The 26,480-nt window shown below is 67.9% G+C and carries 21 protein-coding genes; 9 read left to right on the top strand and 12 right to left on the bottom strand.

Going from position 1 to position 26,480, the window contains the following annotated elements:
• Positions 1-27: 27 nt before the first annotated feature.
• Positions 28-2,730, bottom strand: coding sequence for a LuxR family transcriptional regulator (locus tag I1A62_RS18945; RefSeq protein ID WP_219459414.1), 2,703 nt, complete (start codon positions 2,728-2,730; stop codon positions 28-30).
• Between the two features lie 140 nt (positions 2,731-2,870).
• Between I1A62_RS18945 and I1A62_RS18940 the strand changes: the two genes are divergently transcribed.
• Positions 2,871-4,802, top strand: coding sequence for a 2-oxoacid:acceptor oxidoreductase subunit alpha (locus I1A62_RS18940; protein WP_219459413.1), 1,932 nt, complete (start codon positions 2,871-2,873; stop codon positions 4,800-4,802).
• A gap of 5 nt (positions 4,803-4,807) precedes the next feature.
• Positions 4,808-5,875, top strand: coding sequence for a 2-oxoacid:ferredoxin oxidoreductase subunit beta (locus I1A62_RS18935; RefSeq protein ID WP_219461267.1), 1,068 nt, complete (start codon positions 4,808-4,810; stop codon positions 5,873-5,875).
• Here I1A62_RS18935 and I1A62_RS18930 read toward each other — a convergent pair.
• From I1A62_RS18930 to I1A62_RS18900, 7 genes are all read right to left on the bottom strand, one after another.
• Positions 5,851-7,203, bottom strand: coding sequence for an aromatic acid/H+ symport family MFS transporter (locus I1A62_RS18930; RefSeq protein ID WP_124391086.1), 1,353 nt, complete (start codon positions 7,201-7,203; stop codon positions 5,851-5,853). The two genes, I1A62_RS18935 and I1A62_RS18930, sit on opposite strands and share 25 nt — an antisense overlap.
• Positions 7,204-7,349: 146 nt before the next feature.
• A complete protein-coding gene (locus tag I1A62_RS18925) occupies positions 7,350-8,144 on the bottom strand; it encodes a 1,6-dihydroxycyclohexa-2,4-diene-1-carboxylate dehydrogenase (RefSeq protein ID WP_124391087.1) in 795 nt (264 codons plus the stop codon).
• Positions 8,141-9,688 carry a benzoate 1,2-dioxygenase electron transfer component BenC gene (benC, locus tag I1A62_RS18920; RefSeq protein WP_219459412.1) on the bottom strand — a complete coding sequence of 516 codons (1,548 nt, stop codon included), beginning with the start codon at positions 9,686-9,688 and terminating at the stop codon, positions 8,141-8,143. The genes I1A62_RS18925 and benC overlap by 4 nt, the downstream gene beginning before the upstream one ends.
• Positions 9,689-9,723: 35 nt before the next feature.
• Positions 9,724-10,233 (bottom strand): benzoate 1,2-dioxygenase small subunit, encoded by a 510-nt coding sequence (benB, locus tag I1A62_RS18915; protein ID WP_124391089.1) that lies wholly within the window; start codon positions 10,231-10,233, stop codon positions 9,724-9,726.
• A 14-nt stretch (positions 10,234-10,247) separates the two neighbouring features.
• The gene (gene benA / locus I1A62_RS18910; protein ID WP_219459411.1) at positions 10,248-11,624 is read right to left on the bottom strand and encodes a benzoate 1,2-dioxygenase large subunit; all 1,377 of its coding nucleotides are present in this window, start codon (positions 11,622-11,624) and stop codon (positions 10,248-10,250) included.
• 265 nt (positions 11,625-11,889) lie between these two features.
• Positions 11,890-13,506 carry a 4-hydroxyphenylacetate 3-hydroxylase family protein gene (locus I1A62_RS18905; protein ID WP_072947615.1) on the bottom strand — a complete coding sequence of 539 codons (1,617 nt, stop codon included), beginning with the start codon at positions 13,504-13,506 and terminating at the stop codon, positions 11,890-11,892.
• A 24-nt stretch (positions 13,507-13,530) separates the two neighbouring features.
• On the bottom strand, positions 13,531-14,091 hold the full coding sequence (locus I1A62_RS18900; RefSeq protein ID WP_124391092.1) for a flavin reductase family protein: 561 nt from the start codon (positions 14,089-14,091) through the stop codon (positions 13,531-13,533).
• Between the two features lie 166 nt (positions 14,092-14,257).
• On the opposite strand from I1A62_RS18900, the gene I1A62_RS18895 reads away from it, so the two are divergent.
• Entirely contained in the window at positions 14,258-15,196 is a 939-nt protein-coding gene (locus I1A62_RS18895; RefSeq protein WP_219459410.1) for an AraC family transcriptional regulator, read from the top strand.
• 10 nt (positions 15,197-15,206) lie between these two features.
• On the opposite strand, the gene I1A62_RS18890 is transcribed toward I1A62_RS18895, so the two are convergent.
• Together I1A62_RS18890 and I1A62_RS18885 are read right to left on the bottom strand one after the other, a co-directional pair.
• Complete coding sequence (locus tag I1A62_RS18890) at positions 15,207-16,691, bottom strand: multicopper oxidase family protein (RefSeq protein WP_219459409.1); 1,485 nt, start codon at positions 16,689-16,691, stop codon at positions 15,207-15,209.
• A gap of 51 nt (positions 16,692-16,742) precedes the next feature.
• Positions 16,743-17,690 carry an acyl-CoA thioesterase gene (locus tag I1A62_RS18885; RefSeq protein ID WP_124391095.1) on the bottom strand — a complete coding sequence of 316 codons (948 nt, stop codon included), beginning with the start codon at positions 17,688-17,690 and terminating at the stop codon, positions 16,743-16,745.
• 233 nt (positions 17,691-17,923) lie between these two features.
• On the opposite strand from I1A62_RS18885, the gene I1A62_RS18880 reads away from it, so the two are divergent.
• A complete protein-coding gene (locus tag I1A62_RS18880; protein WP_219459408.1) occupies positions 17,924-18,463 on the top strand; it encodes an intradiol ring-cleavage dioxygenase in 540 nt (179 codons plus the stop codon).
• 14 nt (positions 18,464-18,477) lie between these two features.
• Here I1A62_RS18880 and I1A62_RS18875 read toward each other — a convergent pair whose 3' ends face one another.
• Positions 18,478-19,248 carry an IclR family transcriptional regulator C-terminal domain-containing protein gene (locus I1A62_RS18875; protein WP_124391097.1) on the bottom strand — a complete coding sequence of 257 codons (771 nt, stop codon included), beginning with the start codon at positions 19,246-19,248 and terminating at the stop codon, positions 18,478-18,480.
• A gap of 206 nt (positions 19,249-19,454) precedes the next feature.
• On the opposite strand from I1A62_RS18875, the gene catA reads away from it, so the two are divergent.
• Genes catA through catC form a run of 3 tightly spaced genes read left to right on the top strand, consistent with a single transcriptional unit; the run spans position 19,455 to position 21,745 of the window.
• Positions 19,455-20,297, top strand: a complete 843-nt coding sequence (gene catA / locus I1A62_RS18870) for a catechol 1,2-dioxygenase (RefSeq protein ID WP_219459407.1) — start codon at positions 19,455-19,457, stop codon at positions 20,295-20,297.
• A 29-nt stretch (positions 20,298-20,326) separates the two neighbouring features.
• The gene (locus tag I1A62_RS18865; RefSeq protein ID WP_219459406.1) at positions 20,327-21,448 is read left to right on the top strand and encodes a muconate/chloromuconate family cycloisomerase; all 1,122 of its coding nucleotides are present in this window, start codon (positions 20,327-20,329) and stop codon (positions 21,446-21,448) included.
• Between the two features lie 15 nt (positions 21,449-21,463).
• Complete coding sequence (catC, locus tag I1A62_RS18860; protein ID WP_072947638.1) at positions 21,464-21,745, top strand: muconolactone Delta-isomerase; 282 nt, start codon at positions 21,464-21,466, stop codon at positions 21,743-21,745.
• 66 nt (positions 21,746-21,811) lie between these two features.
• Here the strand turns inward: catC and I1A62_RS18855 are convergent, their stop codons facing one another.
• On the bottom strand, positions 21,812-22,999 hold the full coding sequence (locus I1A62_RS18855) for an ROK family protein (protein WP_219459405.1): 1,188 nt from the start codon (positions 22,997-22,999) through the stop codon (positions 21,812-21,814).
• A 151-nt stretch (positions 23,000-23,150) separates the two neighbouring features.
• Here I1A62_RS18855 and zwf point away from each other — a divergent pair, with 151 nt between their 5' ends.
• Entirely contained in the window at positions 23,151-24,629 is a 1,479-nt protein-coding gene (zwf, locus tag I1A62_RS18850) for a glucose-6-phosphate dehydrogenase (RefSeq protein WP_219459404.1), read from the top strand.
• Complete coding sequence (gene edd / locus I1A62_RS18845; protein WP_219459403.1) at positions 24,626-26,479, top strand: phosphogluconate dehydratase; 1,854 nt, start codon at positions 24,626-24,628, stop codon at positions 26,477-26,479. The genes zwf and edd overlap by 4 nt, the downstream gene beginning before the upstream one ends.
• The last annotated feature ends 1 nt before the right edge of the window (position 26,480 follow it).

Raw genomic sequence — 26,480 nt, 5'->3', positions numbered from 1 at the left:
GGGGTGGGTTTCCCGCCACCCGGGACGTCACTCCTGGTCGCGGAACTGCGCCGCGAGTTCGCTGCGCGAGCGGATGCCGAGCTTCGCGTAGACGCGGGTCAGGTGGTACTGCACGGTCTTGACGGACAGGAACAGCTCGCCCGCCGCCTCCTTGTTGCTGGCTCCACCGGCGACGAGTATGGTCACCGCCCGTTCCTGCGGGGTCAGTTCCTCGAGCGTGAACCGGCTGCGTTTGACGTTGAGGCCACCTGCCTTCAGTTCGCGGTCGCACCGCTGCACGTAGGCGGTGGCGCCGAGCGCGGAATACCCTTCCCGCGCGGCCTGCATGACGGCGTCCGCTTCGCGTCGCTTGCCTGCCCGGCGCAGGGTCTGGCCGTACGCGAAGTTCACCCGGGCGCGGTCGTAGGGGAGGGGCAGCGTGTCGAGCTGGGTCAGCGCAGTCTCGAACACGTCCCGGGCGGTGTCGATGTCGCCGCGCGCACCGGCGATGCGACCGCGAGCGTAGCCGAGACGCGCCATCGCGGACCGGTGCCCACGTTCTGCGGCCCGTTCCTCGTGCGGGGTGAGGAACGCGTCCGCGTCGTCGACGTGCCCGGTCATTACGAGCGCATTCGCGTACACGTCGGGCCACTGCCAGAAACCGGGCTCGTCGACGCCCTCCCGGGGTTCCAGACGGGTGAGGGGCTCCAGCGCCCTGATGACGGCGGCGTAGTCGGTCTCCACTTCGGCGCACTGGGCGCGCGCCAGGGCGGACGGAATGAACATCATCGGGTAGTCGTGAGAACTCGCGGCGGCGCGGCGGAGATGCTCCTGTGCCGCGGGCCAGTTCCCGCGCAGCGCGTGGGTCTGCGCGCCGGTCCAATGGACGAGGGGCCGGAGGAGGTCGAGCGTGGCGTCCTCGAGTTCGTGCGCGGCACGGTCGACGGTGGCGATGGCGCCGTTCCAATCGCCGAGGGCGAATTGTGTTCGCGCCAGCCAGGCTTGCGCCCACAGCGAGATGCGGGTGGAGCCCATCCGGAAGGCCGTGGGGACGGCACTCTCGAGTTCCTGGCGCGCCGCTTCGGGATCGTCCAGTGCCAGGTCGAGCCAGCCCCGGGCCATGTCGAAGCGCTGGGACTGGGCGCCGAGGGCGATCTTCGCGGACAGGGTGTCGTAGTGTGCCCTCGCCTCCGCGATCCGGCCGGTGGCCGCGAGTCCGAGCCCCATGATCGCCGCGGATTCGACGGCCGACGGATCAGCCGCATCGACGAGAGCGACTGCCCGGGAACCCCACTCGACGAGGTCCGGTCCGTCCCAGCGGGCCAGCGAGTCGAGGACGCGGCGCTGGCAGATCAAGGCCGCGGTGGCCGGATCGGTCTCCGGGTCGCAGGCGGCCCAGGACTGGGTGAGCAGCGTCTCGGCTTCCGCGCGACGGCCGCGTTGGATCGCGAGGTAGCCGAGCACGGCGTCGCGCAACGGGCTTTCCGGGAAACTCTCGATCTCCGGGGCGAAAGCCACTGCCTGAGAGAGATTTCCGGTGCCGAGGAGGGCGTCGACGGCGCGAATCAACCGCTGCTCGCGTTCCCGCCGATCCGCGGTGAGGCGGCTCGACTTGATCAGTGCGTCTGCGACCGCCGACCACGCCCCGACCGTCGCCCTGCTCGCGGAGTAGCGGTCGAGTTCGTCGGCGAGCGCGGGGTCGGCGAACGGGGACGCCGCGGCGCGGTGGTCCAGTCGCCTGCCCTCGTCCTCGACGATCCGTGCGGCGTGATCGTGCAGGTCGCGCTTTCGGATCGGCCCGAGGCTGTGGTAGACGGCGGCGCGGGTGAGTGGGGACGGGAAGGTCAGCACGATCACACCGCGGTGCTCACCGGCGGTGAGGAGGCCTGCCTGGTGAAGTTCGTCGAGCGCGTCCACCGGGTGTTCGATGCCGGCGAGGGCGGCGGCGTCGGCGAATCTCGGATTCCCGGACAGGACTGCGGCCGCTTCGGCGAGCGCCCGGGCCTGCGGTGAGGCCTCGGACAGCAGCGACCGTACCTTCGCCGCGAACGTGTGCGGCACCGGGAGGACCGCCTGCCAGCGTCCCCAGTCGACCGGATCGACTTCCTGGAGGAGTTGCGTGAGATGACGCGGGTTCCCGGCCGTGTGCTGGACCAGCTGGTGCGCGAGCGGGGCGGGAAGGTCGACGTGCGCGAGGCTGCTCGCGAGGGCGCGAGCGTCGGACGCGGCGAGGGGGCGGACACGAACCCGATGGCGGCTGTGCCGGTCGAGAACGTCGAGGACGTCCGCGGGAACACCGTCGGGTGGTTCCGGGTTAGTGACGAGGACGATCACGGCCGGACGGTCGAGCAGGTGCACGGCGGAGGTCAGCGACTGCAGCGACGCGAGGTCTGCCCAGTGCGCGTCGTCGACCACGACGAAGAACGGCGCATCACCGGCGCGCGGACCCACCGAAGTGACGAATTCACGGGCGACGTCGAGAGGGTCCTGCGACCTGACGGCCGTACCCAGGAGCTGTTCGGCGACTCCGAAGGGACGGCTCGACGCCCACCGGGCACACACCGCGAAGAACGCGGGCACATCGGGATGCGCGGCGAGGAAATGTTCCACCAGAGTCGTCTTGCCGATGCCCGGCACGCCTTCGACGACCACGACGACGGGCGCGTTCCGGGTCGTCTCGTGCAGGGCCGCCTCGAGTTCGGCGAGCTCGCGGGAATGTCCGACGAACTCGATTTTCCCTGGGTCACTCACGTCACACACCGTATCGCGACGCGCTATTTCGGCGTCTTCCTGGCGAAAATTGGGAACGCTTGTACGGTGAGGTTAGAAGCTGCTGGTCAGAGCGAACACGAGTCGAAGGATTCGGTGCAATTCATGACGACGGTGCATTCATGACGGACGCGAACTCCACGAAGCTGGAGCGGGTGGCGATCCGCTTTGCCGGCGACTCGGGCGACGGTATGCAGTTGACCGGCGACCGGTTCACGTCGGAGGCGGCGGCGTTCGGCAACGACCTCGCCACCCAGCCCAACTTCCCCGCCGAGATCCGGGCGCCGCAGGGCACCCTGCCCGGGGTGTCGTCGTTTCAGATCCAGATCGCGGACTACGACATTCTCACGGCCGGCGACCGCCCGGACGTCCTGGTCGCGATGAACCCGGCGGCGTTGAAGGCGAACGTGGCCGATCTGCCGCGCGGCGGCATGATCATCGTGAACACGGACGAGTTCACCAAGCGGAATCTCGCGAAGGTCGGGTACGCCACGAGCCCGCTCGACGACGACTCCCTCGACGACTACGTGGTGCACCCGGTGGCGATGTCGACGCTGACGTCGGGTGCGGTGGAACCCGCCGGACTGAGCCGGAAGGACGGCGAGCGGGCGAAGAACATGTTCGCGCTCGGGCTGCTGTCCTGGATGTACAACCGCCCCACCCACGGCATCGAGCGGTTCCTGCAGGTCAAGTTCGCGGAGAAGCCGCAGATCGCGGAGGGCAATCTGCTCGCGTTCAAGGCCGGGTGGAACTACGGGGAGACGACGGAGAGTTTCGCGACGACGTACGAGGTGTCGGCGGCGACGCTCCCACCGGCCACGTACCGCCAGGTCACCGGGAACACGGCCCTGGCCTACGGGGTGGTCACCGCGGGGCGGCTGGCGTCGCGGGACGTCTTCCTCGGCACCTATCCGATCACCCCGGCGTCGGACATCCTGCACGAGCTGAGCAAGCACCGGAATCTCGGCGTCACCACGTTCCAGGCTGAGGACGAGATCGCCGGGATCGGCGCGGCGCTGGGCGCGTCGATCGGCGGTGCGCTCGGGGTGACGAGCACGTCCGGGCCCGGGCTGGCGCTGAAGAGCGAAGCGATCGGGCTGGCGGTGATGACGGAGGTTCCGCTGCTCGTCATCGACGTCCAGCGCGGCGGTCCGTCCACCGGTCTTCCGACGAAGACCGAGCAGTCGGACCTGTTGCAGGCGATGTACGGGCGCAACGGCGAGTCGCCGGTGGCCGTGATCGCACCGTGCTCACCCGCGGACTGTTTCGACGCGGCGGTCGAGGCCGCCCGGATCGCGTTCACGTACCGCACCCCGGTGCTGTTGCTGTCGGACGGTGCGATCGCGAACGGCAGCGAACCGTGGGCCGTCCCGGACGTGTCCGAACTGGACCGGATCGATCCCGGCTACGAGACGGCACCACCGGTGGACGGCGAGTTCGCACCGTACGTCCGCGACCGGGAGACGCTCGCGCGTGCCATGGCGATACCGGGAACTCCCGGGCTCGAACACCGCATCGGCGGTCTCGAAAAGGCCGACGGCAGCGGCGACATCTCCTACGATCCCGCCAACCACGACCTGATGGTCCGGTTGCGTCAGGCCAAGATCGACGGAATCACCGTTCCCGACGCCGTCGTCGACGACCCGTCGGGGGAGGCCGACCTGCTGCTCGTCGGGTGGGGAAGTTCGTACGGGCCCATCGGCGAGGCCTGCAGGCGTGCTCGCCGTGAGGGCAAGAAGGTTGCCCACGTGCACGTGCGCAACCTGAACCCGCTGCCCGCGAACCTCGGTGCGGTGCTTCGCAGCTACGCGACCGTCGTCGCCCCGGAGATGAATCTGGGACAACTCGCGATGATCCTCCGCTCGCGGTTCCTCGTCGACGTTCAGTCGGTGACGAAGGTGAAGGGCCTCGCGTTCCTCGGCGACGAACTGCACGAGGTGATCGACTCCGCGCTGGCCGGGACGCTGCGGGAGCACGAACTCGCGAAGACCGCCGACGCGCTCGCGTCGGCGACCTATCGATCGACCGGACCCCGGCAGGAGGAGTCGGCGTGACGCGGATGATCAGTCGTGTCGGTGCGGATCTGGGACTGAGTGCCACGGCGCACGTGCCCCGGACCGACGAACCGCAGAAGGCGAAGGACTTCACGTCGGACCAGGAGGTCCGCTGGTGTCCGGGGTGCGGAGACTACGTCATTCTCGCGACGATCCGAAGTTTCCTGCCCGAACTGGGCCTTCGACGCGAGAACCTGATGTTCGTCTCCGGCATCGGATGCTCGAGCCGGTTCCCGTACTACCTGGACACGTACGGTCTGCACTCGATCCACGGTCGCGCGCCCGCCATCGCAACGGGTCTGGCGGTGACGCGTCCGGACCTGTCGGTGTGGGTGGTGACCGGCGACGGCGACGCATTGTCGATCGGCGGCAACCACCTCATCCACGCCCTGCGCCGGAACGTCAACCTGACGATCCTGTTGTTCAACAACAGGATCTACGGGCTGACGAAGGGCCAGTACTCCCCGACGTCGGAGGTCGGGAAGGTCACCAAGTCGACCCCGCTGGGGTCGGTGGACCACCCGTTCAACACGCTGTCCCTCGCGCTGGGCGCCGAGGCGACGTTCGCGGCCCGCGCGATGGACTCGGACCGCAAGGGGCTGACGGAGGTGCTGCGGCAGGCGGCGGCCCACCGCGGCACGTCCTTCGTGGAGATCTACCAGGACTGCCCGATCTTCAACGACGGCTCGTTCGACGTCCTCCGCAAGGACGGTTCGGAGCAGCGCCTGATCCCGCTGGTCCACGGCGAGCCGATCGTGTTCGGCGGTTCAGGCGAATACTGCGTCGTCCGATCGGGTTTCGGCCTGAAGGTCGTCGCGACCGCCGACGTCGACCGGGACGAGATCGTGGTGCACGACGCCCACACCGACGATCCCGACTACGCCTACGCACTGTCGAGGCTGTCCGACCAGGACCTCACCCATACCGTGACGGGTGTGTTCCGCAGCGTCGCGCGGGACACGTACGACGACATGGTGCGTCTGCAGAACGAGATCGCGCGGGAGACGGACCCGGTCGACGACGGTTCGCTGCAGCGGTTGCTGACCGGTCACGACACCTGGACGGTGGAGTAGGACTCCTCGCTCGTGGTCGCAACCGTATCCCGTTGGCGCGGGACGAAGAACGTCACGATCCCGCCCAGGACGGCGATGCCCGCGAAGACGTAGAACGCCACCTGGCTGCTGATGCCGGCGCTGATCAGGGCGCCGCCGATCAGTGGGCCGAAGATACCGCCCAGCCGGCCGAATCCGGCGCACCAGGCCACCCCGGCGCCGCGCGCGGACGTCGAGTAGTAGTTGGAGACGAATCCGTAGATCAGGACCTGGGTGCCGATGGTGCCGACTCCGGCGACGGCGACGGACGCGAGGAGCACCGGAAGCGGGAAGCCGAGCGTCAGGAGGATCAGGGCCATCGCGGCGAGACCGAATGTGGTGGCGACGACGCGTTGCGGTCCGATGCCGTCGGCGACCTTCGAGGCGATCAGGCCGCCGAGGATGGCGCCGCCGTTGAGGACGAGCAGGAACGACAGCGAACCCTTCGCGTTGAAACCGGCGTCCTCCATGATCTTCGGAAGCCACGTGTTGAGGCCGTAGGTGAGCAGCAGGCCGGAGAAGCTCATCAGGCCGAGAAGTGCGGTGCCCCAGGCGTAACGGCGCGTCGCGAGTGCCGCGAAGCCGACCTTCTCGACCGACGCCCGGTCCGCGGCGATCTCCTCGGCGCCGGGCATCGGGATACCCGTCCGTTCGGAGACGCGACGGGCCTTGTCCTCCTGCCCGCGGGCGACGAGCCACTTCGGCGACTCCGGCAGTTTCGCGAGGGCCAGCGGAAGGAGGATCACGATAGGCAGTGCACCGATCCAGAAGAGGCCGCGCCACCCGATCGTGTCGCGCAGGACGATCGCGAGGAGGGAGGCGAGCACACCGCCGGCGGGAACGCCGCTGTAGACGATCGCGTTGTACAGGTTCCGCTTTCCGGGAGGGGCGAATTCCGCCACCATCGCGCCCGCGGTGGCGACGAGACCCCCGACGCCGATGCCGGTGAAGAACCGCAGCAGGCCGAACATGGTGACGTTCGTGGCCAGCGCGGCGAGTCCCATGCCCACGGAGAACCATGCGATGTTGACGAGCATCATCCGGCGCCTGCCGAGGTAGTCGCCCACCGCGCCCGCGGTGAGTGCGCCCACCATGACGCCGATCAGCGCGTACGAGCCGAGGGCGCCGGCCTGCTGAGCGGAGATCTCGCCGAGTTGGCCGGGATCGTTCATCAGCGTCGGGAGGATGGTGCCGTACACGACGAGGTCGTACCCGTCGAAGATGATCGCGATCGTGGCGATGGCGACGATCCAGGTGACGGCGCTGCGGTGTCTCGGACCTGCCCAGGTGCCGGGGGTGGATTGAGTCATGGTGATCTCCGCTCGGTGGGTGTGACGGGGAATCGGGGTCTTGCGTGAAAGTGCTCTGTGTCACAGTTGAATTCGGGTAGAGAAATGCCCCATCGGCGAGGCGGTGCAACGCGCCCCGCCGATGAGGCGGTCGAGATCTGTGGGGGCTAGCCGAGGTCGCCACCGGCGACGGGCAGGACCGTGCCGGTGATGTACGAGGCCTCGTCCGAGGCGAGGAAGACGATCGCGGCGGCCTGCTCGTCGAGCGTGCCGTACCGCTTCATGAGGGAGGAGTCGACGGTCTGGTCGACGATCTGCTGGTACCAGGCCTTTTCCTGATCGGTGTCGGCGCCGGGGCCGCGGGGAACGCGGCGCGCGGGCGCCTCGGTGCCGCCGGGAGCGGTGGCCACCACGCGGATTCCGTACTGCGCCGCTTCGAGCGCGAGGGAGGCGGTGAGCGCGTTGACCCCGCCCTTCGACGCCGCGTAGGGCACGCGGTTGACGCCCCGGGTGGCCACCGACGACACGTTGACGATGGTGCCCGACTGCTGCGCGATGAGGTGGGGGAGGGCGGCGCGGCACGTCCACAGGGTCGGGAACAGGGAGCGCTGCACCTCCGCCTGGATCTGCTCGGCGGTGTAGTGCTCGTACGGCTTGGCCCAGATGGTGCCGCCGACGTTGTTGATCAGCACGTCGAGTCGGCCGTGCTGCTGCCGGGCTTCACCGACCGCCGCCTCGGCGTCGGCGAACTGCTCCAGGTCGGCGGTGATGCTGTGCGCCTCGGTGCGGTTCTCCCGCAATCCCTTCGCGACGTCGTGGACGAGGTCGGCGCGGTCGATGAGGATCAGCGACGCGCCCTCGGCCGCGAGTCGGGTGGCGACCGTCAGTCCGATACCCTGCGCTGCGCCGGTGACCGCGACGACCTTGCCGTCGAATCGGTGCGGAGTGACGAATCCACTCATGCGACGGCACTCCTCTCGATGGCGCGGCACATGGTGGCCTTCGCGTGCGCGCTGTGGCTGACGATCAGGTCGTGGGCGGCAGCGCGGTCGCCCTTCTCGAACGCGGCGACGATGTCGAGGTGGTCGTGCTGGATGTGCTCGTCCACCCAGTCCGCGGTGCGGAGCACTTTGGTCATCAGCTGCGTGACCTCGAGGCGGTTGTACGCCTCCAGCAGCACGTCGTTGGCGGTGCACCGGAACAGGAACTCGTGGAACGAGGCGTTGGTGTCGGTGAACTTGCCCGCGTCCGTGAAGTGGTCGTTCTCGATCGATTCGCAGGAGGTCTCGGCGAGAATCCGGTACTCGGACAGCTGTTCCCGCGTCATCCGGCCGATGGTCAGTTCCATCGCACCCAGTTCGAGGGCCATGCGGGCGTCGAACTGCGCGTCCGACTCGGACAGCGGCTGGTGCTCCTCGCCGATCTCGTACTCGGGAGCGGCCTCGACCATCTCGACGACCTCTGCTTCCGGCGCCGCGGCCGCCGCCGAGCCACCCGGTGTCGCCGCGTTGTTGAACTTCTCGAAGTAGAAGTTCGCCGGCGTGACGCCCTCCGCCTTCAGGTGGTCGCGCACCGCCTCGACCATCGGAGGCGGGCCGCACAGGTACACGTCCACGTCGCCGTCGTTCAGATGCGCGGGTTCGAACAGGCCGGTGACGTACCCCTTGTTCGGGGCGCTGCTCGCCGGGTCGGACACGCAGTAGTCGAACGTGAACTGCGGCAGCGACTTCGCGTAGTCCTCGAGCTTGTCCAGTTCCACCAGGTCCGCGTCGGACGACACACCGTAGATCAGGTGCACGGGGTGGTCTGCGGCGTCGGCGCGCATCTTGTCGAGGATCGACAGCAGCGGGGCCAGCCCGGTGCCGCCTGCGAGCAGCAGGGCGCGGCGCTTCTGCTCGCGCAGGAAGAAGCTTCCCATCGGGCCGGTGAACTCGAGTGCGTCGCCTACCTGGGCGCGGTCGCGGAGGTATTCCGACATCAGACCGCCGTCGGTGATCTTGACCAGGAACGACAGTTCCTTCGACGTGGGTCCGGTGCTGAACGAGTACGAGCGCGTCGCCTCCGTCCCGGGAACGGTGATGTTGACGTACTGCCCGGGGAGGAAGACGAGGTCGTCCCGGTTCGCGATGTCGATGGTGAACCCGATGGTGGTGTCGGAGAACTTGCGGATCTCCGTGATCGTCGACGTGAACGTGCCTGCCGCCGTCTTGGCGACATCCGACGTCGTCGGGATCTGCAGCACCAGATCGCTTTCCGGCATCATCTGGCACGGGAGGCAGTAACCCTGCTCCGCCTCGTCGTCGGTGAGCGCTTCCTCGATGTAGTCGCCGCCGTCGTACGTGCCGGACTCGCAGAGCGACTTGCAGGTGCCGCACGCCCCGTCTCGGCAGTCGAGGGGAATGTTGATGCGTGCGCGGTAGGACGCGTCGGCGACCGTCTCGTCGCCGTCACACTTGATGAAGCGGGTGATCCCGTCCTCGAAACTCAGTGCAACTTGGAAAGTCATGGAAAACAGCTCGATTCGCGAAGAATGGAAGGAAATCAGATGTGATAGATGTCGACCACGTGGTGGATGTAGTCGTTCTTGAGCACGACCTTCTTCTTCATGATCAGAGGCTGCTCACCGGAAAAATCGATCGTGTAGAACGAATTCCCGAAATACGTGTCGACCGTGTTGTACCGGAAGTACAGGGTGAACCAGTTGAACCGGATGTCCACGACGTCGCCGCGGCGCTCGACCACCTCGACGTTGGAGATGTTGTGCCCGGTGCGCGGTTCAGGAAGGCTCGTCGCGCTCGACCGGTCGGTCTTGATGCGAAACACCCGGTCCTCGATGCCGCCGCGGTTGGCGTAGTAGATCAGTGAGATCTCGGTCATCGGGTCGGTGGTCAGTTCACCGTCGTCGGCCCACGCCGGCATCCAGAACTCGGAGTCGGGGTGATAGCACTCGATCCACTTCTCGAACTCCCGGTCGTCGAGGTAGCGGGCCTCACGGTAGAGGAACTGCTCGATGTCGTGCTGGGTGACGGTGCTTTCGGCTACTGCAGTCATGGTGATCGTCTCCCTCAGCGGTTGTTCGCGGCAACGTCGGCGTCGAGTGCCTTGGTGAGCGCCTGCACCCAGTAGCCGTGCTGGATCGGGTAGAGGCCCTCGTCCTCGGTCTTCACGCCACTGGAGATCGGGTTGATGCCGATCTTCTTGGCGTCCTCGTCGGGACCCTGGAGTTGGTGGGTGACACCGCGGCTGAGGTCGTTGAACGGTGCGGCCCCGGCCTGGTACGTCTTCTGGCAGGAGCGGAACTCCTCGAGGTCGTCCGGGGTGGCCATGCCGGTGGCGTTGAAAAAGTCCTCGTACTGGCGGATGCGGGCGGCGCGGGCCGTCCGGCTCTCACCCTTCGGGGCGATGCAGTAGATGGTGACCTCGGTCTTGTCGACGGAGATCGGGCGGAAGTGCCGGATCTGCGAACCGAACTGGTCCATCAGGTACACGTTCGGGTACAGGCACAGGTTGCGGGACACCCCGATCATCCAGTCGGCGCGGTCCTCGCCGTACTCGGCGATCAGTTCGTCGCGACGCTCGTTGAGGGGGCGGTTGGCGGGGTCGGCCCACTTGGTCCACAGCAGCAGGTGGCCGTTGTCGAACGAGTAGTAGCCGCCCTGCTGCTTCGACCACTTGCCGGCGTCCATCGCCTTCGTGTCGTTGGTGGACTCGCCGGATTCGCGTCGCGACGTGGTCGCCGCGTAGTTCCAGTGGGTGGCGGACACGTGGTAGCCGTCGGCGCCGTTCTCGGTCTGCAGCTTCCAGTTGCCGTCGTAGGTGTAGGTGGACGCACCGCGCAGCACCTCGAGTCCGTCGGGCGACTGGTCGACGATCATGTCGATGATCTTCGTGGTGTCCCCGAGGTGTTCCTCGAGCGGCGGGACGTCGGCGTTGAGGCTGCCGAACAGGAATCCGCGGTAGTTCTCGAACCGTGCGACCTTCGTGAGGTCGTGGGAGCCGTCCTTGTTGAACTGCTCCGGGTAGCCGGCCTCGCGGGGGTCCTTGACCTTGAGCAGCTTGCCGGAGTTGTTGAACGTCCAGCCGTGGAACGGGCAGGTGAACGTGGTCCGGTTGTCCGTCTTGCGCCGGCAGAGCATGGCGCCGCGGTGGCTGCACGCGTTCACCAGGGCGTTGAGTTCGCCCTCCTTGTTGCGGGAGATCACGACCGGCTGGCGGCCCATGTACGTGGTGAAGTAGTCGCCGACGTTCGGGATCTGGCTCTCGTGGGCCAGGTAGATCCAGTTGCCCTCGAAGATGTGCTTCATCTCCAGTTCGAACAGGTCCTCGTCGGTGAAGACGCTGCGTCGCACCTGGTAGCGGCCGGTTTCCGGGTCTTCGATGAGCGCGTCGGCCAGCTTGGCGCGCACGTCCTCGGACGGCGCTGAGTACAGGGTTTCAGTCATGGGATCCTCCAAGATCTCCGGGGGCTTGCGCCCTGCGAGGGCGCCCGGGTCCGGCAATGGATTCCACTCTTGCAGCCTGTGCGCTGCATCACACTAGGCATTTACCGAGTACTGGCTAGGACGTGTTCGGCATGCGCACGCGAGCCGGGATCGGACGGCAGGACCCCGGACACGCAGACGCACCCCTTCTCCGCGTCCGCACCCGAATTCGAGAACTATTTCGGGTGCGGTTGCGGAGAAAGGGTGCGTCTGTGGGGTCGATCGGCTACTTGTTGCCGAAGTACGAGACGTCGTCGTTTCCGATGAGGTCGGGTACTGTCCAGCCGTCGAGGTCGTACTCGGCGAGGCACTGCTCGGCGAGGCCCTTCATGGAGGCGACGTCGCCACGGTTCTCGGCGGCGAACAGCAGTTCGGCCTTGACGTTCTCGTGGTTGCCGGAGTAGTTGCGCTCGTAGAGTTCGTGGCGGCCACCGAATTCGCTGCCGATCGAGTCCCACAGGGCCTTCATGATCTTGACGCGTTCGACGGCGGTCATGCCGTCCGAGCCGCGGACGTACTTGTCGAGGTACGGGCGGACGTCGGGTGACTTGAAGTCGCGTGCGCTCGAGGGGAGGTAGATCAGGCCGGACGCGACGTCCTGCTCGATGATCTCCTTGATCCGCGGGTAGCCCTGGATCATGAACATGCGGTACGTGAGGCCGTACTCGAGCTTGGGGATGACGGTGTCGCCGATCCACGGCTCGGGGTTGCGGGCCATCGATTCGGTGAGTGACCAGAACAGGTTTCGCCAGCCGATGACTTCACCGACGCGGGTCTGCACACCGCGGAATCCGCCGGCTCCGGTGGCGTCGAGGGCCTTCATCAGCATGCCGGCGATGAAGTCGAGCTTCACCGCGAGACGCGTGCAGCCCTGGAACGTGAAGCGGGGCAAGAACCCCGACTGCGGGAAGAAGCCGTTGATCTTGTCCACGTCGCCGTACATGAAGACGTTCTCCCACGGCACCAGCACCTTGTCGAAGATGAAGATGGTGTCGTTCTCGTCCATCCGGCTCGACAGCGGGTAGTCGAACGGGGAGCCCATCACGGCCGCGTTCTGGGTGAACGAGGACCGGCAGATCAGCTTCACGCCCGGCGCGTCCATCGGGACGGTGCAGATGAGCGCAAATTCCTTCTTCTTGATCGGCAGCCCGTAGTGCGCGATGAAGTTGTAGTTGGTGATGGCGGACCCGGTGGCCACGACCTTCGCGCCGGAGACGATGAGGCCGGCGTCGGTTTCCTTCTCCACCTTCATGAACACGTCGCCGACCTCGTCCGGCGGGAGCTGGCGGTCGACGGGCGGGTTGATGATCGCGTGGTTCCAGTACAGGACCTTTTCCTGCGATTCCTTGTACCAGCGCTCGGCGTTGTCCTGGAACGGTGAATACAGCTCCTTGTTCGCGTGCAGGGTGCCGAGGAAAGAGGCCTTGTAGTCGGGGGAGCGACCCATCCAGCCGTACGTCATCCGCGCCCACGTGGCGATCGCGTCGCGTTCCTTCAGCAGGTCGTCGGAGGAGGTGGGGGCCTTGAAGAACGGCATCGTCACGCCGCCGTTGCCGGTGTCGGTGGAGGTGGTGACCTTGTCGACGTGCTCACCGGTGTGCATCGAGTCGTAGAGACGCGCGGTCATCCGGATGGGGTTCCGGAACGCCGGGTGCGTCGTGACGTCCTCGACGCGCTCGCCGTGCAGCCAGATCTCGCGGTCGTCCTTGAGGGACTCGATGTACTCGTCACCGGTCATCGGGCGGGTGGCGAAGTTCGCGGTGCGGTTGGCTTCACAGTCCGCGGCAGGGTTGACCTTCGTCGGGTCGAGCGTGGTCTCGGGAGCGCTTTCGGTGGTGGTCATGGTCGGTCCTTTCGGATTCGGCAATCAGTGGACGGGCTGAAGGTGGAATGGGGTGAAGGAGGTGGTGGAGTCGAACCATCCGCTGTTCGGATCGTCCATCGATCCGTTCCACGCGGCGGACGCCGACGGGGAACCGAGGTCGTGGAACGTGCTCCGGTAGAACAGCAGTGGATCCTTGCCGCTCGATTCGGCGGCCACGATCTCACCGATGAAGATGATGTGGTCGCCGCCGTCGTACTCCGCCCACGGTTCGCAGGACAGCGTGGCGGCGGCGCCGCAGAGGACGGGGGCCGTCGGTCCGTCGGCCCACACGGGTTCGGGGTTCTGCGGGCGTCCGGCGAAATGCATCGCCGTGTCCACCTGGTCCGCGGCGAGGATGTTGACGGCGAACGGCGACTTGCTCAAGTAGTTGCAGGCCTTCGACTTTCGGGTCAGGGTGATCTGGCACAGCCTCGGCTCGATCGAGACGGCGGTGAAGGCGGTGACCGTCGCTCCGTGCGGCAGACCGTCGGAGTTGGCGCACGTGATGACCGTGACTCCGCTGGCAAACTGCCCGAAAATGTTCCGGAGTTCGCGCTGCTCCATGTTCGGAGCCTCCCTTCCTGTCCGGGGCGCTGTTGAGGTACGGAGAAACGTACGACCGCGGGAACGGGGCGTCGATCCGCTGAGCGCGGAGGTGATCCGCTTTGCGCGGCGAGTTGAGGCGCGGGCCTCGATTGCATTGCGAAGTGTGCGCGGTCACACTGGTGCCATGTCGGCCACGTCGAAGATTTCCCGCCCCGAGGACTGGGACGAGGCGTCGCACGTCGTGTCGGACGTGTACTTCCCGCACACCCTCACGCCGCTGAGCAGGTCGAAGGCCACCAATACGGTCGCGGAGGCCGTGGAGTTGGGCCCGGTGAAGATCACGCACATCGGCTGGGGTGCGGATGTGTCGATCCGGTCCGACCACCCCGGCGCGTACGCCGTCAACGTCCCGCTGTCGGGACACCTCGAGTCGGTGACCGGCAGGAACGAGGTGCTCTCGGCGCCGGGTTCCGGGACGATCTGCCCGCCCGACACGTCGACGCTCATCACCAACTGGAGCGAGGAGTGCTCGATCATCGGGGTTCGCGTCGACCGAGACCACCTGCACCGGGAAATGTCGCGGATCCTGGCCCGGCCCGACATCCAGCTACCGCCGCAGATCGACGTGACCACGGAGAACGGTGCGAGTTGGCTTGCTCTGGTGCGGTCGTTGCTGAAGCAGATGCTGGAGTCCGACGGGGTGCTGAACAACGCGCTCGTCGCGGAGCAGTTGTCGGGTGCGGTCACCACCGCGCTCGTGCTCGCCGCGGTCCCGGACGACGGGGCCGGGGTGGGATGCGCGCGTCCGCGGATCGTGAAGCGGGTGGTCGACGAGATCCACGCCGACCCGTCCCGCGCCTGGACGGCGGCCGACATGGCCGAGGTCGCCGGGGTCAGCGTCCGCCGGTTGCAGGAAGGGTTCCGCGACTACGTCGGGGTGAGCCCCCGCGACTACTTGCTGGACGTGCGACTCGAACGCGTCCACGACGACCTGCTGCGCGCGAACGGTGCACAGACGGTCGCCGAGGTCGCGATGCGCTGGGGTTTCTCCCACACCGGCCGGTTCGCGGCGGCGTACCGCCGCAAGTACGGTGTGGCGCCGTCGGAGGCGCTCCGGGGCTGACGGCCCGGGCTCAGCCGACGTAGGAGAAGATGGTCGCCATGCCCGCGGCGAGGTGATAGTCGTTGTGGCAGTGCGTGATCCACTGGCCAGGATTGGTCGTGTCGATGTCGGCGGCGACGGTCTGGCCGGGGAGCACGATCACGGTGTCCTTCCGCGGTCCGGAGCCGTCGATCCGGGCCACCGCGAACGTGTGCCCGTGCAGGTGCATGGGGTGCCACATCATCGTCTTGTTCGTGTAGACCAGCCGTACCCGCTGATCGGAGTGCACCGTCAGCGGTGTGTGATCGGGATACGCCTGGCCGTTCACCGTCCACGAGTACGCCTTCATGTCGCCGCCGAGCGATGCCTCCAGGGTGACGGCCGGGTCGAGAACCGGTAGGCGGGCGGCCTCGGTGGCTCGCAGGTCGGCCACGGTGAGCGGCGGTGCCGCGAGTTCGGCGGGCATCACAGTGGGTGCGGGGGCCGCGCCGCCCCCGGTGCGGACCACCGCGAGTCCCTGCGTGCCCTTCCCCTCGGCGACCGCGACCAGCGGAAACACCCCGTCCTGCAGGGTGACGACGGCGTCGTACCGCTCGCCCATACCGATCAGCACCGAATCGGTGTCGACCGGTTCGACGGGGAAACCGTCCGTGTCCGTGACGGTCAGCCGGTGGCCACCCAGGGCGACCCGGAACGCCGTGTCGTCGCCGGCGTTGATCAGCCGGATGCGGGCGCGTTGCCCCGCTCGGGCGGTGAAGACCACCGGGTCGGCGGGAGTTCTGCCGTTCACGAGATACACCGGATACCGCACGTCCCCGGCATCGCCGCCGAGCGCGGCCGACGTCATATCGGGCATGGACGCCATCCGCCCGCCGCGCCGCTCGTCGAAGACCTGCGTCGGCGTGCGATCGGTCAGCCAGTCGGACAGCACGACGACGAACTCGGCGTCGTAGTTCGCGGGTGCTGCAGGGTCGTCGACGATCAGCGCCCCGTACAGCCCGCGGCCGCGCTGGAGATCGCCGTGCGTGTGGTACCAGTACGTGCCCGGGTCGGGCGGGATGAAGTCGTAGACGAACTCTGTGTCCGCCGGTATCGGAGCCTGCGTGACATTCGGGACCCCGTCCATGTCGTTGCGGATGGCCAGCCCGTGCCAGTGCACGGTCGTGGGGTCCGGGAGCTGGTTGCGACACCGCACCTGGACCCGGTCGCCGACGTTCGCGCGCAGGACCGGGCCCGGCAGTTGCGTGTTGTACAGCCACGCCGCGGTGCGCGTGCCTGCAAGGTCGACGTCGGACTGCGCCGCGGTCAGCTCGTAGGCGACCGGACGACCGCCGGGGAACCGCCGCGACTCGGCCTCGGCGAACGCCCGCACCTGCGGTGAATCCGGTCCGATCGCCGCCTCGCTGTTCTCGCTGCGGGCGCAGGCCGCGGTGAGTCCGAGCAGCGCGGCTCCCGCGCCCCACTGCAGCACCCGCCGCCGGGACAACTGCGCGTCGAGTGGGCGGTCGCCGGGCATCCCCCGCTCCTTCCGCGGGTAGACCTTTTCCCGTGACGCTACCCGGGTGGGTTACGCGAGGGCGCCGATTCGCGCCCGGTCGCGGAGGGCGATGAGTTCGCGGGCGTGCGCCTCCAGTTTGCGATCCTCGTCGGACTGCGGAACCCACTGCCGCGCAGCCGTTGCCGCGCCGTTGTCGTCGACAGCGGCGACGACGGTGAGGCAGTGGGTGGTGAGGTTCATTTCCCGGGTGCGCGGATCACCGGACCGCACGTGCACCGAGATGTGCATGGTCTGCGCGCCGGTGTGCAGCAGGCGGGCGTCGACCTCGACGACGTGCCCGATCTGGATCGGGCGGTAGAACCGGACACCGCCGGCGTAGACGGAGACGCACGGGGTGCCGTTCCACGAGGTGCCGCACAGGTAGGCGGCCTCGTCGATCCAGCGCATCACGGTCCCGCCGTGCGTCTTGCCGCCCCAGTTGACGTCGGTGGGCGCGGCCAGGAAGCGGGTCAGCGATTCCGGTGCGGTGCCCGCGTCGGTGTAGCTCTGCTTGCTCATCGCCTCTTCGATGTCGGCCCGTAGGCCGATGCGCATGACGGCCTCCTCGGACTCGGCGTGGTCGGCGGCGGTGAGGGGCTTCCACGGCGGCACGGTCGTCGGCTTTCCGGAGTCGTCGACGGCCACGAAGATGATCAGGCAGTTGCTGGCCTCGGTGAACTGGCCGGTCCGCGGATCGGCGGACGAGACCGTGCACTGGATGTGCATGCTGGAGCGCCCGGTGTGGACGAGGCGCGCTTCGACCTCCACGAGATGTCCGGACTCGATGGACCGGGTGAATTTGATGTTTCCGACGTACGCGGTGACGCAGTAACTCCCGCTCCAGCCGACCGCGCAGGCGTACGCGGCCTTGTCGATCCATTCGAGGATGCGGCCGCCCTGGACCGCGCCTCCGAGCGTCGCGACCTCGGTGGGTGCGGCGAGGAAGCGGAGGGTGATGCTGCGGGGAGGGGTGGTCATCGATGTGTTCCTCGGGTGTTCGACGTGGCCGGCGCGAGGGCGCGCACCGGGCGACGGCGAAACGTCGTTGTCCGCCGGTGGCCGGGAAATTATCCCACAGTTGCCCCGGACCGACCCGTTCGCGATGTGAACGGACCGCAGTTGACGAACGCCTGTGACTGCGCGCACACTCGATCACGACCGCACAGCGTTCCCTGTGTACGCACAGCGTGCATTAGTGATCGGATCAGGTGATGACCTCAACGTCGACGACGACCGCACCCCGGGCGGACCGGGCCTGCCTCGACTACGTGGACCGGGAGTTCTACCTCCCCGCGCAGCGGGTGCTGCCGTGGACGGCGAACCTCGCGGCACTTCCCGGCGAACCCGGAACGCCGCTGCGGATGACGGGCGTCGTCCGGTCCCGCACCGGCGAACCGCTGTCGGGTGCAGAGATCGAGATCTGGCACGCGGACGCCGACGGATGCTATTCCGGGTACTCCGTGGAGATCCTGCGCAACAACCTGCGCGGCATCGTCGTCACGTGCGTGGGCGGTCGCTTCGACATCGCGACCGTGCAGCCCGCGCCGTGCGAATTCTCCAGCGCCCGAGGCGATGCCGACGTGGGGCACCTCAACGTGATCGTGCACGCGCGCGGCTACCGGCCGCTCGAGACGCGTGTGGTCCCCGCGTCGGGCGGTGCGCGTGTCGTGGCGGCGTCCGCCGTCAAGACACGCGTCGACGTCGGCGCCGGCGGCGCGGTCTCCTGCGACTTCGTGCTCGATCCGATCTGACCGGCGTGCCGCCGTCAGCCGGCGTAACCCATGTCCGCGCTCAGGGCGGCCGCGGCGGCGAGGACGCACGGAACGGCCTGTTCGCGGAACTGCGCCGGAGTGTTGCGCGCCGACGACGTGGAGCATGCGACCACGCCGACCACCGTGCCGCCGGCGTCCCGCACCGGTGCGGCGAGCGAGATCAGCCCCTTCTCCAGTTCCTCGGCCGTCAGCGCGAAGCCCTGCTCCCGGACCTTGGCGAGTTCGCGGTCGAGTTCGGCCGCGGAGCCGATGGTCTCCGGCCCCAGTTTCTGGAACGTCGACTCGGCGACCACCCGCTCGACGACGTCGGCGGGCGCCCAGGCGAGGAGGGCGCGGCCCATGGACGTGGCGTACGCGGGGACACGGGTGCCCACGGAGACGTTGATGCTCATGATCCGCCGGACGGGGACCCGCGCCGCGTAGACCACGTCGGCGCCGTCGAGCACACCGAGCGACGCGGACTCCTGAGTCTTCTCGGCCACTTCGAGCAGTCGGGGCATCGCGGCCTCGATGAGCGCGTGCGACTCCGAGTAGTGCTGTCCGATGCTGAGCACGCGCGGGGTGAGCGACCACCGGCCTCCCGCCCCCGCGACGTACCCCAGCTTCTGCAGGGTCAGCAGGATCCGGCGGACGGCGGGGCGCGACAGTCCCGCTTCCGTCGCGAGTTCGGCGAGCGTCGGGTTCGGGCGCTGGGCGTCGAACGCCAGCAGCACTGCGAAACCGCGCTCGATGCTCTGGATGTAATCGCGATCGCTCTCGGTCATTGCGGCCTCCACCAGCGATTCGTGTGCTTCTTCGGACTCGGGGTTGACATTTCAATGTGACTGCGCGCACAGTAGTGGTGTACGCACAGCGTGATGTTAGTACGCACAGCGTACATATGCAAGACCCTCCGGCGTGTGAACACCCACCGCGTCGCCCAGAACTCGATACCAGCCCTGTCCGAATTCCTTCAGCCCGAGGAGAAACGATGACCACCACCGAGAGCCCCACCGCAGCCGGATCCGGCTCCGCCGCCACCGACAAGTTCAAGGCCGAGCGCGTCAGCGCCGACACCTCGCCCGAGCGGCTCGCGGCGATCGCCAAGGACGCCCTCGGCGCGCTCAACGACGTGATCCTCAAGCACGGCGTCACCTACCCCGAATACCGCGTGTTCAAGCAGTGGCTCATCGATGTCGGCGAGGGCGGCGAATGGCCGCTGTTCCTCGACGTGTTCATCGAGCACTCCGTCGAAGAGGTCCTCGCCCGCTCCCGCAAGGGCACCAAGGGCAGCATCGAGGGCCCGTACTACATCGAGAACTCGCCGGAACTGCCGTCCACGTGCACCCTGCCGATGCGTGCCGAGGACGAGAAGATCACCCCGCTCGTCTTCGCCGGCCAGGTCACCGACCTCGACGGCAACGGCCTCGCCGGGGCGAAGGTCGAACTGTGGCACGCCGACAACGACGGCTACTACTCGCAGTTCGCACCGCACCTGCCCGAGTGGAACCTGCGCGGCACGATCATCGTCGACGGCGAGGGTCGCTACGAGATCACCACGATCCAGCCGGCGCCGTACCAGATCCCGACCGACGGCCCGACCGGCCAGTTCATCGAGGCGCAGAACGGCCACCCGTGGCGTCCCGCGCACCTGCACCTCATCGTGTCGGCGCCCGGCAAGGAGTCGGTCACCACGCAGCTGTACTTCAAGGGCGGCGAGTGGATCGACAGCGACGTCGCGTCGGCCACCAAGCCGGAACTGATCCTCGACCCGAAGACCGGCGACGACGGCAAGAACTACGTCACCTACAACTTCGTGCTCGACCCCGCGTGACCCGTTCCACCCGTACAGAAAGTGATCCGATGACCGACCTGTCGATCGTCTCCGTCGAAACGACGATCCTCGATGTGCCGCTGGTGCGTCCCCACAAGTTCGCGACCACGTCGATGACCGCGCAACCGCTCCTGCTGGTCGCGGTCAGGACCGCGGGCGGCGTGACCGGCCACGGCGAGGGCGTCGTCCCCGGCGGCCCCTGGTGGGGCGGCGAGTCGGTGGAGACGATGCAGGCGATCATCGAGAAGTACATCGTCCCGGTCCTGCTGGGGCGGCGTGTCGACGAGATCACCGGCATCATGTCGGACATCGAAAGGGTGGTCGCAAACGCACGTTTCGCGAAGGCCGCCGTCGACGTCGCGTTGCACGACGCCTGGGCGCGCAGCCTGGGTGTGCCCGTGCACACGCTGCTCGGCGGCGCCTTCCGAAAAGGCGTCGACGTCACCTGGGCCCTCGGCGCCGCACCCGCCGAGGAGATCATCGAGGAGGCCCTCGGCCTCGTCGAGTCGAAGCGGCACTTCAGTTTCAAGCTGAAGATGGGCGCGCTCGACCCCGCCGTCGACACGGCGCGGGTGGTCCGGATCGCCCAGGCCCTCGAGTGCAAGGCCGGCGTCCGGATCGACGTCAACGCCCGATGGGACCGGCTGACCGCGCTGAAGTACGTGCCCCGCCTCGTCGACGGCGGCGTCGAACTGATCGAGCAGCCCACACCCGGTGAGCAACTCGAGGTCCTCGCCGAGCTGAACCGTCTCGTCCCCGTTCCGGTGATGGCCGACGAGAGTGTCCAGACGCCGCACGACGCCCTCGAGGTCGCGCGCCGCGGCGCCGCCGACGTCATCGCGCTCAAGACCACCAAGTGCGGTGGCCTCGCCAAGAGCCGCGAAGTGGTCGCCATCGCCAAGGCCGCCGGAATCGCCTGCCACGGAGCCACGTCCATCGAAGGCCCGATCGGGACCGCGGCGTCCATCCAGTTCGCCTGCGCCGAGCCCGGCATCAACTTCGGCACCGAACTGTTCGGGCCCCTGCTGTTCAGCGAGGAACTGCTGCAGGAACCGCTTCGCTACGCCGACGGCCAGGTGACCCTGCCCGAAGGCCCCGGACTCGGAGTCGAGCTCAACATGGACGCCGTCAAGACCTGGACCAGGAACTGAGGAGGACACCACCCGATGGCACTCTTTCACGTGCGCATGGACGTCGCCATTCCCCGCGACCTTGACCCGAAGGTCCGGGACGAGACCATCGCCAAGGAGAAGGCCTACTCGCAGGAGCTCCAGCGCTCCGGCAAGTGGCCCGAGATCTGGCGGATCGTCGGTCAGTACAGCAACATCAGCATCTTCGACGTCGAGTCGGCCGACGAACTGCACGAGATCCTGTGGAACCTTCCCCTGTTCCCGTACATGAAGATCGAGATCATGCCGCTCACCCGGCACGGTTCCGACGTCAAATAGGCCTCCGGCCCGTGCGTGCCTAGCGAGTCTCTGGACTCGTTAACCACGCACGGGCGGCGGAGCCGCCTATTTCTGCTGCGCGAGCAGCCGGTCGACGGCCCGCACGCTGAGGACGTGGTCGAGTGCCATGGTGGCGCTGCCGACGACGCCCGACAGTTCCCCGTGCGTCCAGGGGAGGATCTGAAGCTGCTGGGTGGCGACGGCGATCGCGTTGCCGTACAGGGTTTCGCGTAGCCCGGCCACGAACGTCTCGTACGCCTGCGCCATGTCGCCGCCGACGATCACGACCTCCGGGTTGAGGAGGTTGATCGCCCCCGACAGGACCTCGCCGATCTGACGCCCGCTCTCGCGGATCATTCGCCGGGCCTCGGCGTCGCCGGCGAGCGCGAGGGTGATCACGTCGCGGATGTGGGTGACGTCGCGTCCCTGCTCCTGCAGGTTGCGGACCAGCGCCCACCCGCCGGCGACGGCCTCGATACAACCCACATCACCGCAGCGGCACACCACTCCTTGTGCCGCTGCGGTTTTCGTGTGCCCGATCTCGCCCGCCGCGCCCAAGGCGCCCCGCTGCAGCACGCCGCCGGACACGAGTCCGGCGCCGAGCCCGGTCGACGCCTTGATGAGCAGCATGTCGGCGAAGTCGCGGCGTTCCCCGCGCCGCTCGGCCAGGACCATGACGTTGGCGTCGTTGTCGACGAAGACGGGCGCGTCGGTGACGTCGGCGAGGAACGGCTGCAGCGGGACGCCGTCCCAGCCCGACATCATGGGGGAGTTCAGGCTGCACCCGCGTTCGGTGTCGACGGTGCCGGGGAGGCTGATCCCGATCCCGACCGTCCGCCCCGCGGTCTCGCCCAGGCCCTCGCGCAGCGCGATGAGCCGCCTCGCGATGACGGGCATCAGCTCGGCCGGGCTCGTGCCGATTTCCTGCTCCACATCCTCGGCGACGATGACGTCGCCTGCGAGGTCGCAGATGGCCAGCTGGGTGCGGCTCCGGCCGATGGCGGCCGACAGCACCACGCCGGCCTGCACGTGAAACGAGAGTTTCACCGGCGGGCGTCCGCCGGTCGACACGCCCTCTTCGCGTTCGACGACGAGTCCCGACGCCTGCAGTGACGACACCCGGGCCGCGACGGCCGTGCGGGACAGCCCGGTGAGGTTGCCGATCTCGGTGCGCGTGGTGGCTAGCCCGGCGCGAATGAGGGCGAAAACGTCGCCACCCGTCGCCGGGGAGGTCGTCGAGCGAGGCGTCCGCATGCAGGCCATTCAACCAACCGGACACGCGTCTGACAACGTAAGGTTCAGATCTTTGTTCGTAGAAATACTTAAGTCTGTATTGATCGAAAGCCAAAGGTCGCCTACTCTCGTCTGTGATGGCCCACACATCCGGCTTTCAGAGGGAGATGACATGTCACCAGCGACCACCGTGGAACCGTGCGATTTCGTCGTGTTCGGCGGCACCGGCGACCTGGCGGTTCGTAAGCTGCTTCCCGCGCTCTACCTGCGCGACAGGGACGGTCAGCTGCCCGCCGAAACCCGCGTGATCGGTGCCTCGCGAGCCGGTCTCGACACCGACGGCTACCGCGACAAGGTGCGAGGAGAACTCGCACGGTTCGTCTCCGGCGATCAGCTGGATTCGGACACCTGTGAGCGATTTCTCAATCGCCTCGAATACGTCACCGTCGACGTCGCGGACCCGGCGGACTGGGCGGGCCTGCAGGACTGTCTCGTCGACCGGGAAGGCGCCATCCGGGTGTTCTACCTGGCGTGCGCCCCCGGCCTGTTCGGGCCGATCTGCGAGAACCTCGCCCTGAACGGTCTCGCCGACGCGCAGTCCCGCGTCGTGCTGGAGAAGCCCATCGGCCACGACCTCGCCTCGGCTCGCGCCGTCAACGACGCGGTCGGCGCAGTGTTCGAGGAGTCGCAGATCTTCCGCATCGACCACTACCTCGGCAAGGAGAGCGTCCAGAACCTGCTGGTCACTCGATTCGCCAACACGTTCCTCGAGCCTCTGTGGAACTCCTCGTCGATCGACCACGTGCAGATCAACGTCGCCGAGTCGCTCGGAGTGGGCAGCCGCGGCGGCTACTACGAGTCGGCGGGCGCGCTGCGCGACATGCTGCAGAACCACCTGCTGCAGATGCTCTGCCTCGTCGCGATGGAGCCGCCCACCTACGTCGACCGCGAGACCGTGCGCGACGAGAAGCTGAAGGTGCTCCAGGCACTCAAGCCGATGAGTCCGCAGGACGTCGAACGCTGCACCGTCGCGGGCCAGTACGGCCCCGGGCTCGCCGACGGGAAAGCTGTGCCCGGATACCAGGACGACGTCGAGAACCCGGACAGCACCACCGAGACGTTCATCGCCGTCAAGGCCGAGATCCAGAACTGGCGGTGGGCAGGCGTGCCGTTCTACCTGCGCACCGGAAAGCGCATGGACCGCCGCTGCTCGGAGATCGTGGTGCAGTTCAAGCCCGTCCCGCACCCTATGTTCCCCGGCAGCGAGGGTCACAGCGAACCCAACCGCCTGGTCATCCAGTTGCAGCCCCACGAGGGCATGCGTCTGCACATGACGGCGAAGGAACCCGGCCCCGGCGGTATCCGCCTCAAGCCGGTGTCGCTGGACCTCAACTACATCGAAACGTTCAAGCGTCCGTCGCCCGACGCCTACGAGCGGCTGCTGATGGACGTGGTCCGGGGTAACCCGACCCTGTTCATGCGCCGCGACGAGGTGGAGGCCGCCTGGGAGTGGGTCGAGCAGATCCTCGTCGGGTGGGAGAAGTCCGAGCGCGCACCGCGGCGGTACCCGGCGGGCACCAACGGACCCACCGACGCGACCATCCTGATCGAGCGCGACGGCCGCGCCTGGCACGAAGGAGTTACCGCATGACCGACGCGCCCACACCCACCGCCGACGTACACCCCGTCCTCGCCGCCGTCACCGAACGCATCATCGAGCGCAGCAGGCCCGAGCGCACGGTCTACCTCGACCGCATCCGGCAGGCCGCCGACCGCGGCCCGGCGCGCGGCAAGCTGGCCTGCGCGAACCTGGCGCACGGCTTCGCCGCGTCTGGACCGGCCGACAAGAAGGCACTGCGCGCCTTCGTCAAGCCCAACATCGCGATCGTCTCGTCCTACAACGACATGCTGTCGGCGCACCAGCCGTTCGAGCACTTCCCCCGGCAGCTGAAGGCCGCGGTCATGGAGGCCGGCGGCATCGCCCAGTTCGCAGGCGGCGTCCCCGCCATGTGCGACGGCATCACCCAGGGCCGCGACGGCATGCAGCTGTCGCTGTTCAGCCGCGACGTCATCGCGATGGCGACGGCGATCGGCCTGTCCCACGACATGTTCGACGGCGCCCTGATGCTCGGCGTGTGCGACAAGATCGTGCCCGGAATGCTCATCGGCGCACTCGGATTCGGCCACCTGCCGACGATCTTCGTGCCCGCCGGGCCGATGACGTCCGGGCTGCCCAACAACGAGAAGTCGCGCGTCCGCCAGCTGTACGCGGAGGGCAAGGCCGACCGCGAGCAACTGCTCGACGCCGAGGCTGCGTCCTACCACAGTGTCGGCACCTGCACGTTCTTCGGCACGGCCAACTCCAACCAGCTGCTCATGGAGGTCATGGGCCTGCACCTGCCCGGATCGAGCTTCGTGAACCCGGGCACCCCGCTGCGGGAAGCCCTCACCTGGGAGGCGGGAAAGCGCGTCACCGGTCTCACCTCGCTCGGCGACGACTACACGCCGGTCGGCGAGGTCGTGGACGAGAAGGCCGTGGTCAACGGTTGCGTCGCACTGCTCGCGACCGGCGGATCGACCAACCACACGATGCACCTCGTGGCGATCGCCCGCGCCGCCGGCATCACCCTCACGTGGGACGACCTGTCGGACCTGTCCGCGGTGGTGCCGCTGCTCGCCCGGATCTATCCCAACGGCTCGGCGGACGTGAACCACTTCCACGCGGCGGGCGGCCTCGGCTACGTCGTATCGTCGATGCTGGATGCGGGACTGTTGCACGAGGACGTGAAGACCGTCGTCGGCGCCGGACTCCGCCGGTACACCGAGGAGCCGAAGCTGTCCGGCGAGGGCGTCGAATGGCAGCCGGGCACCCGAATCAGCCTGGACACCAACGTGTTGCGCGGACCGGAAGATCCGTTCGACGTCAACGGCGGTCTGAAGATGCTGACCGGAAACCTGGGTTCGTGCGTGATGAAGACGTCGGCGGTCCACCCGGACCACCGCGTGGTGACGGCCCCCGCCCGGGTGTTCGACGATCAGCTCGACTTCCTCGCCGCCTTCGAGGCGGGCACGCTGACCGGCGACTTCGTGGCCGTGCTCCGGTACCAGGGGCCGCGCGCCAACGGCATGCCCGAATTGCACAAGCTCACACCGGTACTCGGTGTTCTGCAGGACCAGGGCCGCAAGGTCGCGCTCGTCACCGACGGCCGGATGTCCGGCGCGTCCGGGAAGGTGCCCGCGGCCATCCACCTCACCCCCGAGGCGGCCGCGGACGGACCGCTCGCGCGGGTGCGTGACGGCGACGTCCTCACCGTCGACGCGGTGACCGGATCCGTGAACGTGCACCTGAGCGACGAAGAACTGGCCGCCCGCCCGGCGACCGGTCGTGCGCCGGGCGCCGACGAATGGGTCGGCACGGGCCGCGAACTCTTCGCCGGCCTGCGTGCCGCCGTCGGACCGGCGACCCAGGGCGCCAGCGTTTTCCACCCCCAACCCGTCTAAG

The organism is Rhodococcus sp. USK10 (assembly GCF_019378875.1).
GTDB lineage: Bacteria > Actinomycetota > Actinomycetes > Mycobacteriales > Mycobacteriaceae > Rhodococcus_F > Rhodococcus_F pseudokoreensis.
This window is presented reverse-complemented; position numbering and strand designations above follow the sequence as displayed.

What these genes read in the sequence shown, in the direction of transcription:
- benA (WP_219459411.1), bottom strand. Translation starts at nt 11,624, where the DNA reads ATGACTGAAACCCTGTACTCAGCGCCGTCCGAGGACGTGCGCGCCAAG.
- edd (WP_219459403.1), top strand. Translation starts at nt 24,626, where the DNA reads ATGACCGACGCGCCCACACCCACCGCCGACGTACACCCCGTCCTCGCC.
- catA (WP_219459407.1), top strand. Translation starts at nt 19,455, where the DNA reads ATGACCACCACCGAGAGCCCCACCGCAGCCGGATCCGGCTCCGCCGCC.
- I1A62_RS18880 (WP_219459408.1), top strand. Translation starts at nt 17,924, where the DNA reads ATGACCTCAACGTCGACGACGACCGCACCCCGGGCGGACCGGGCCTGC.
- I1A62_RS18865 (WP_219459406.1), top strand. Translation starts at nt 20,327, where the DNA reads ATGACCGACCTGTCGATCGTCTCCGTCGAAACGACGATCCTCGATGTG.
- I1A62_RS18875 (WP_124391097.1), bottom strand. Translation starts at nt 19,248, where the DNA reads ATGACCGAGAGCGATCGCGATTACATCCAGAGCATCGAGCGCGGTTTC.
- I1A62_RS18855 (WP_219459405.1), bottom strand. Translation starts at nt 22,999, where the DNA reads ATGCGGACGCCTCGCTCGACGACCTCCCCGGCGACGGGTGGCGACGTT.
- benC (WP_219459412.1), bottom strand. Translation starts at nt 9,688, where the DNA reads ATGACTTTCCAAGTTGCACTGAGTTTCGAGGACGGGATCACCCGCTTC.
- I1A62_RS18925 (WP_124391087.1), bottom strand. Translation starts at nt 8,144, where the DNA reads ATGAGTGGATTCGTCACTCCGCACCGATTCGACGGCAAGGTCGTCGCG.
- I1A62_RS18900 (WP_124391092.1), bottom strand. Translation starts at nt 14,091, where the DNA reads ATGGAGCAGCGCGAACTCCGGAACATTTTCGGGCAGTTTGCCAGCGGA.
- benB (WP_124391089.1), bottom strand. Translation starts at nt 10,233, where the DNA reads ATGACTGCAGTAGCCGAAAGCACCGTCACCCAGCACGACATCGAGCAG.
- I1A62_RS18890 (WP_219459409.1), bottom strand. Translation starts at nt 16,691, where the DNA reads ATGCCCGGCGACCGCCCACTCGACGCGCAGTTGTCCCGGCGGCGGGTG.
- I1A62_RS18905 (WP_072947615.1), bottom strand. Translation starts at nt 13,506, where the DNA reads ATGACCACCACCGAAAGCGCTCCCGAGACCACGCTCGACCCGACGAAG.
- I1A62_RS18940 (WP_219459413.1), top strand. Translation starts at nt 2,871, where the DNA reads ATGACGGACGCGAACTCCACGAAGCTGGAGCGGGTGGCGATCCGCTTT.
- I1A62_RS18935 (WP_219461267.1), top strand. Translation starts at nt 4,808, where the DNA reads ATGATCAGTCGTGTCGGTGCGGATCTGGGACTGAGTGCCACGGCGCAC.
- catC (WP_072947638.1), top strand. Translation starts at nt 21,464, where the DNA reads ATGGCACTCTTTCACGTGCGCATGGACGTCGCCATTCCCCGCGACCTT.
- I1A62_RS18930 (WP_124391086.1), bottom strand. Translation starts at nt 7,203, where the DNA reads ATGACTCAATCCACCCCCGGCACCTGGGCAGGTCCGAGACACCGCAGC.
- I1A62_RS18885 (WP_124391095.1), bottom strand. Translation starts at nt 17,690, where the DNA reads ATGACCACCCCTCCCCGCAGCATCACCCTCCGCTTCCTCGCCGCACCC.
- zwf (WP_219459404.1), top strand. Translation starts at nt 23,151, where the DNA reads ATGTCACCAGCGACCACCGTGGAACCGTGCGATTTCGTCGTGTTCGGC.
- I1A62_RS18895 (WP_219459410.1), top strand. Translation starts at nt 14,258, where the DNA reads ATGTCGGCCACGTCGAAGATTTCCCGCCCCGAGGACTGGGACGAGGCG.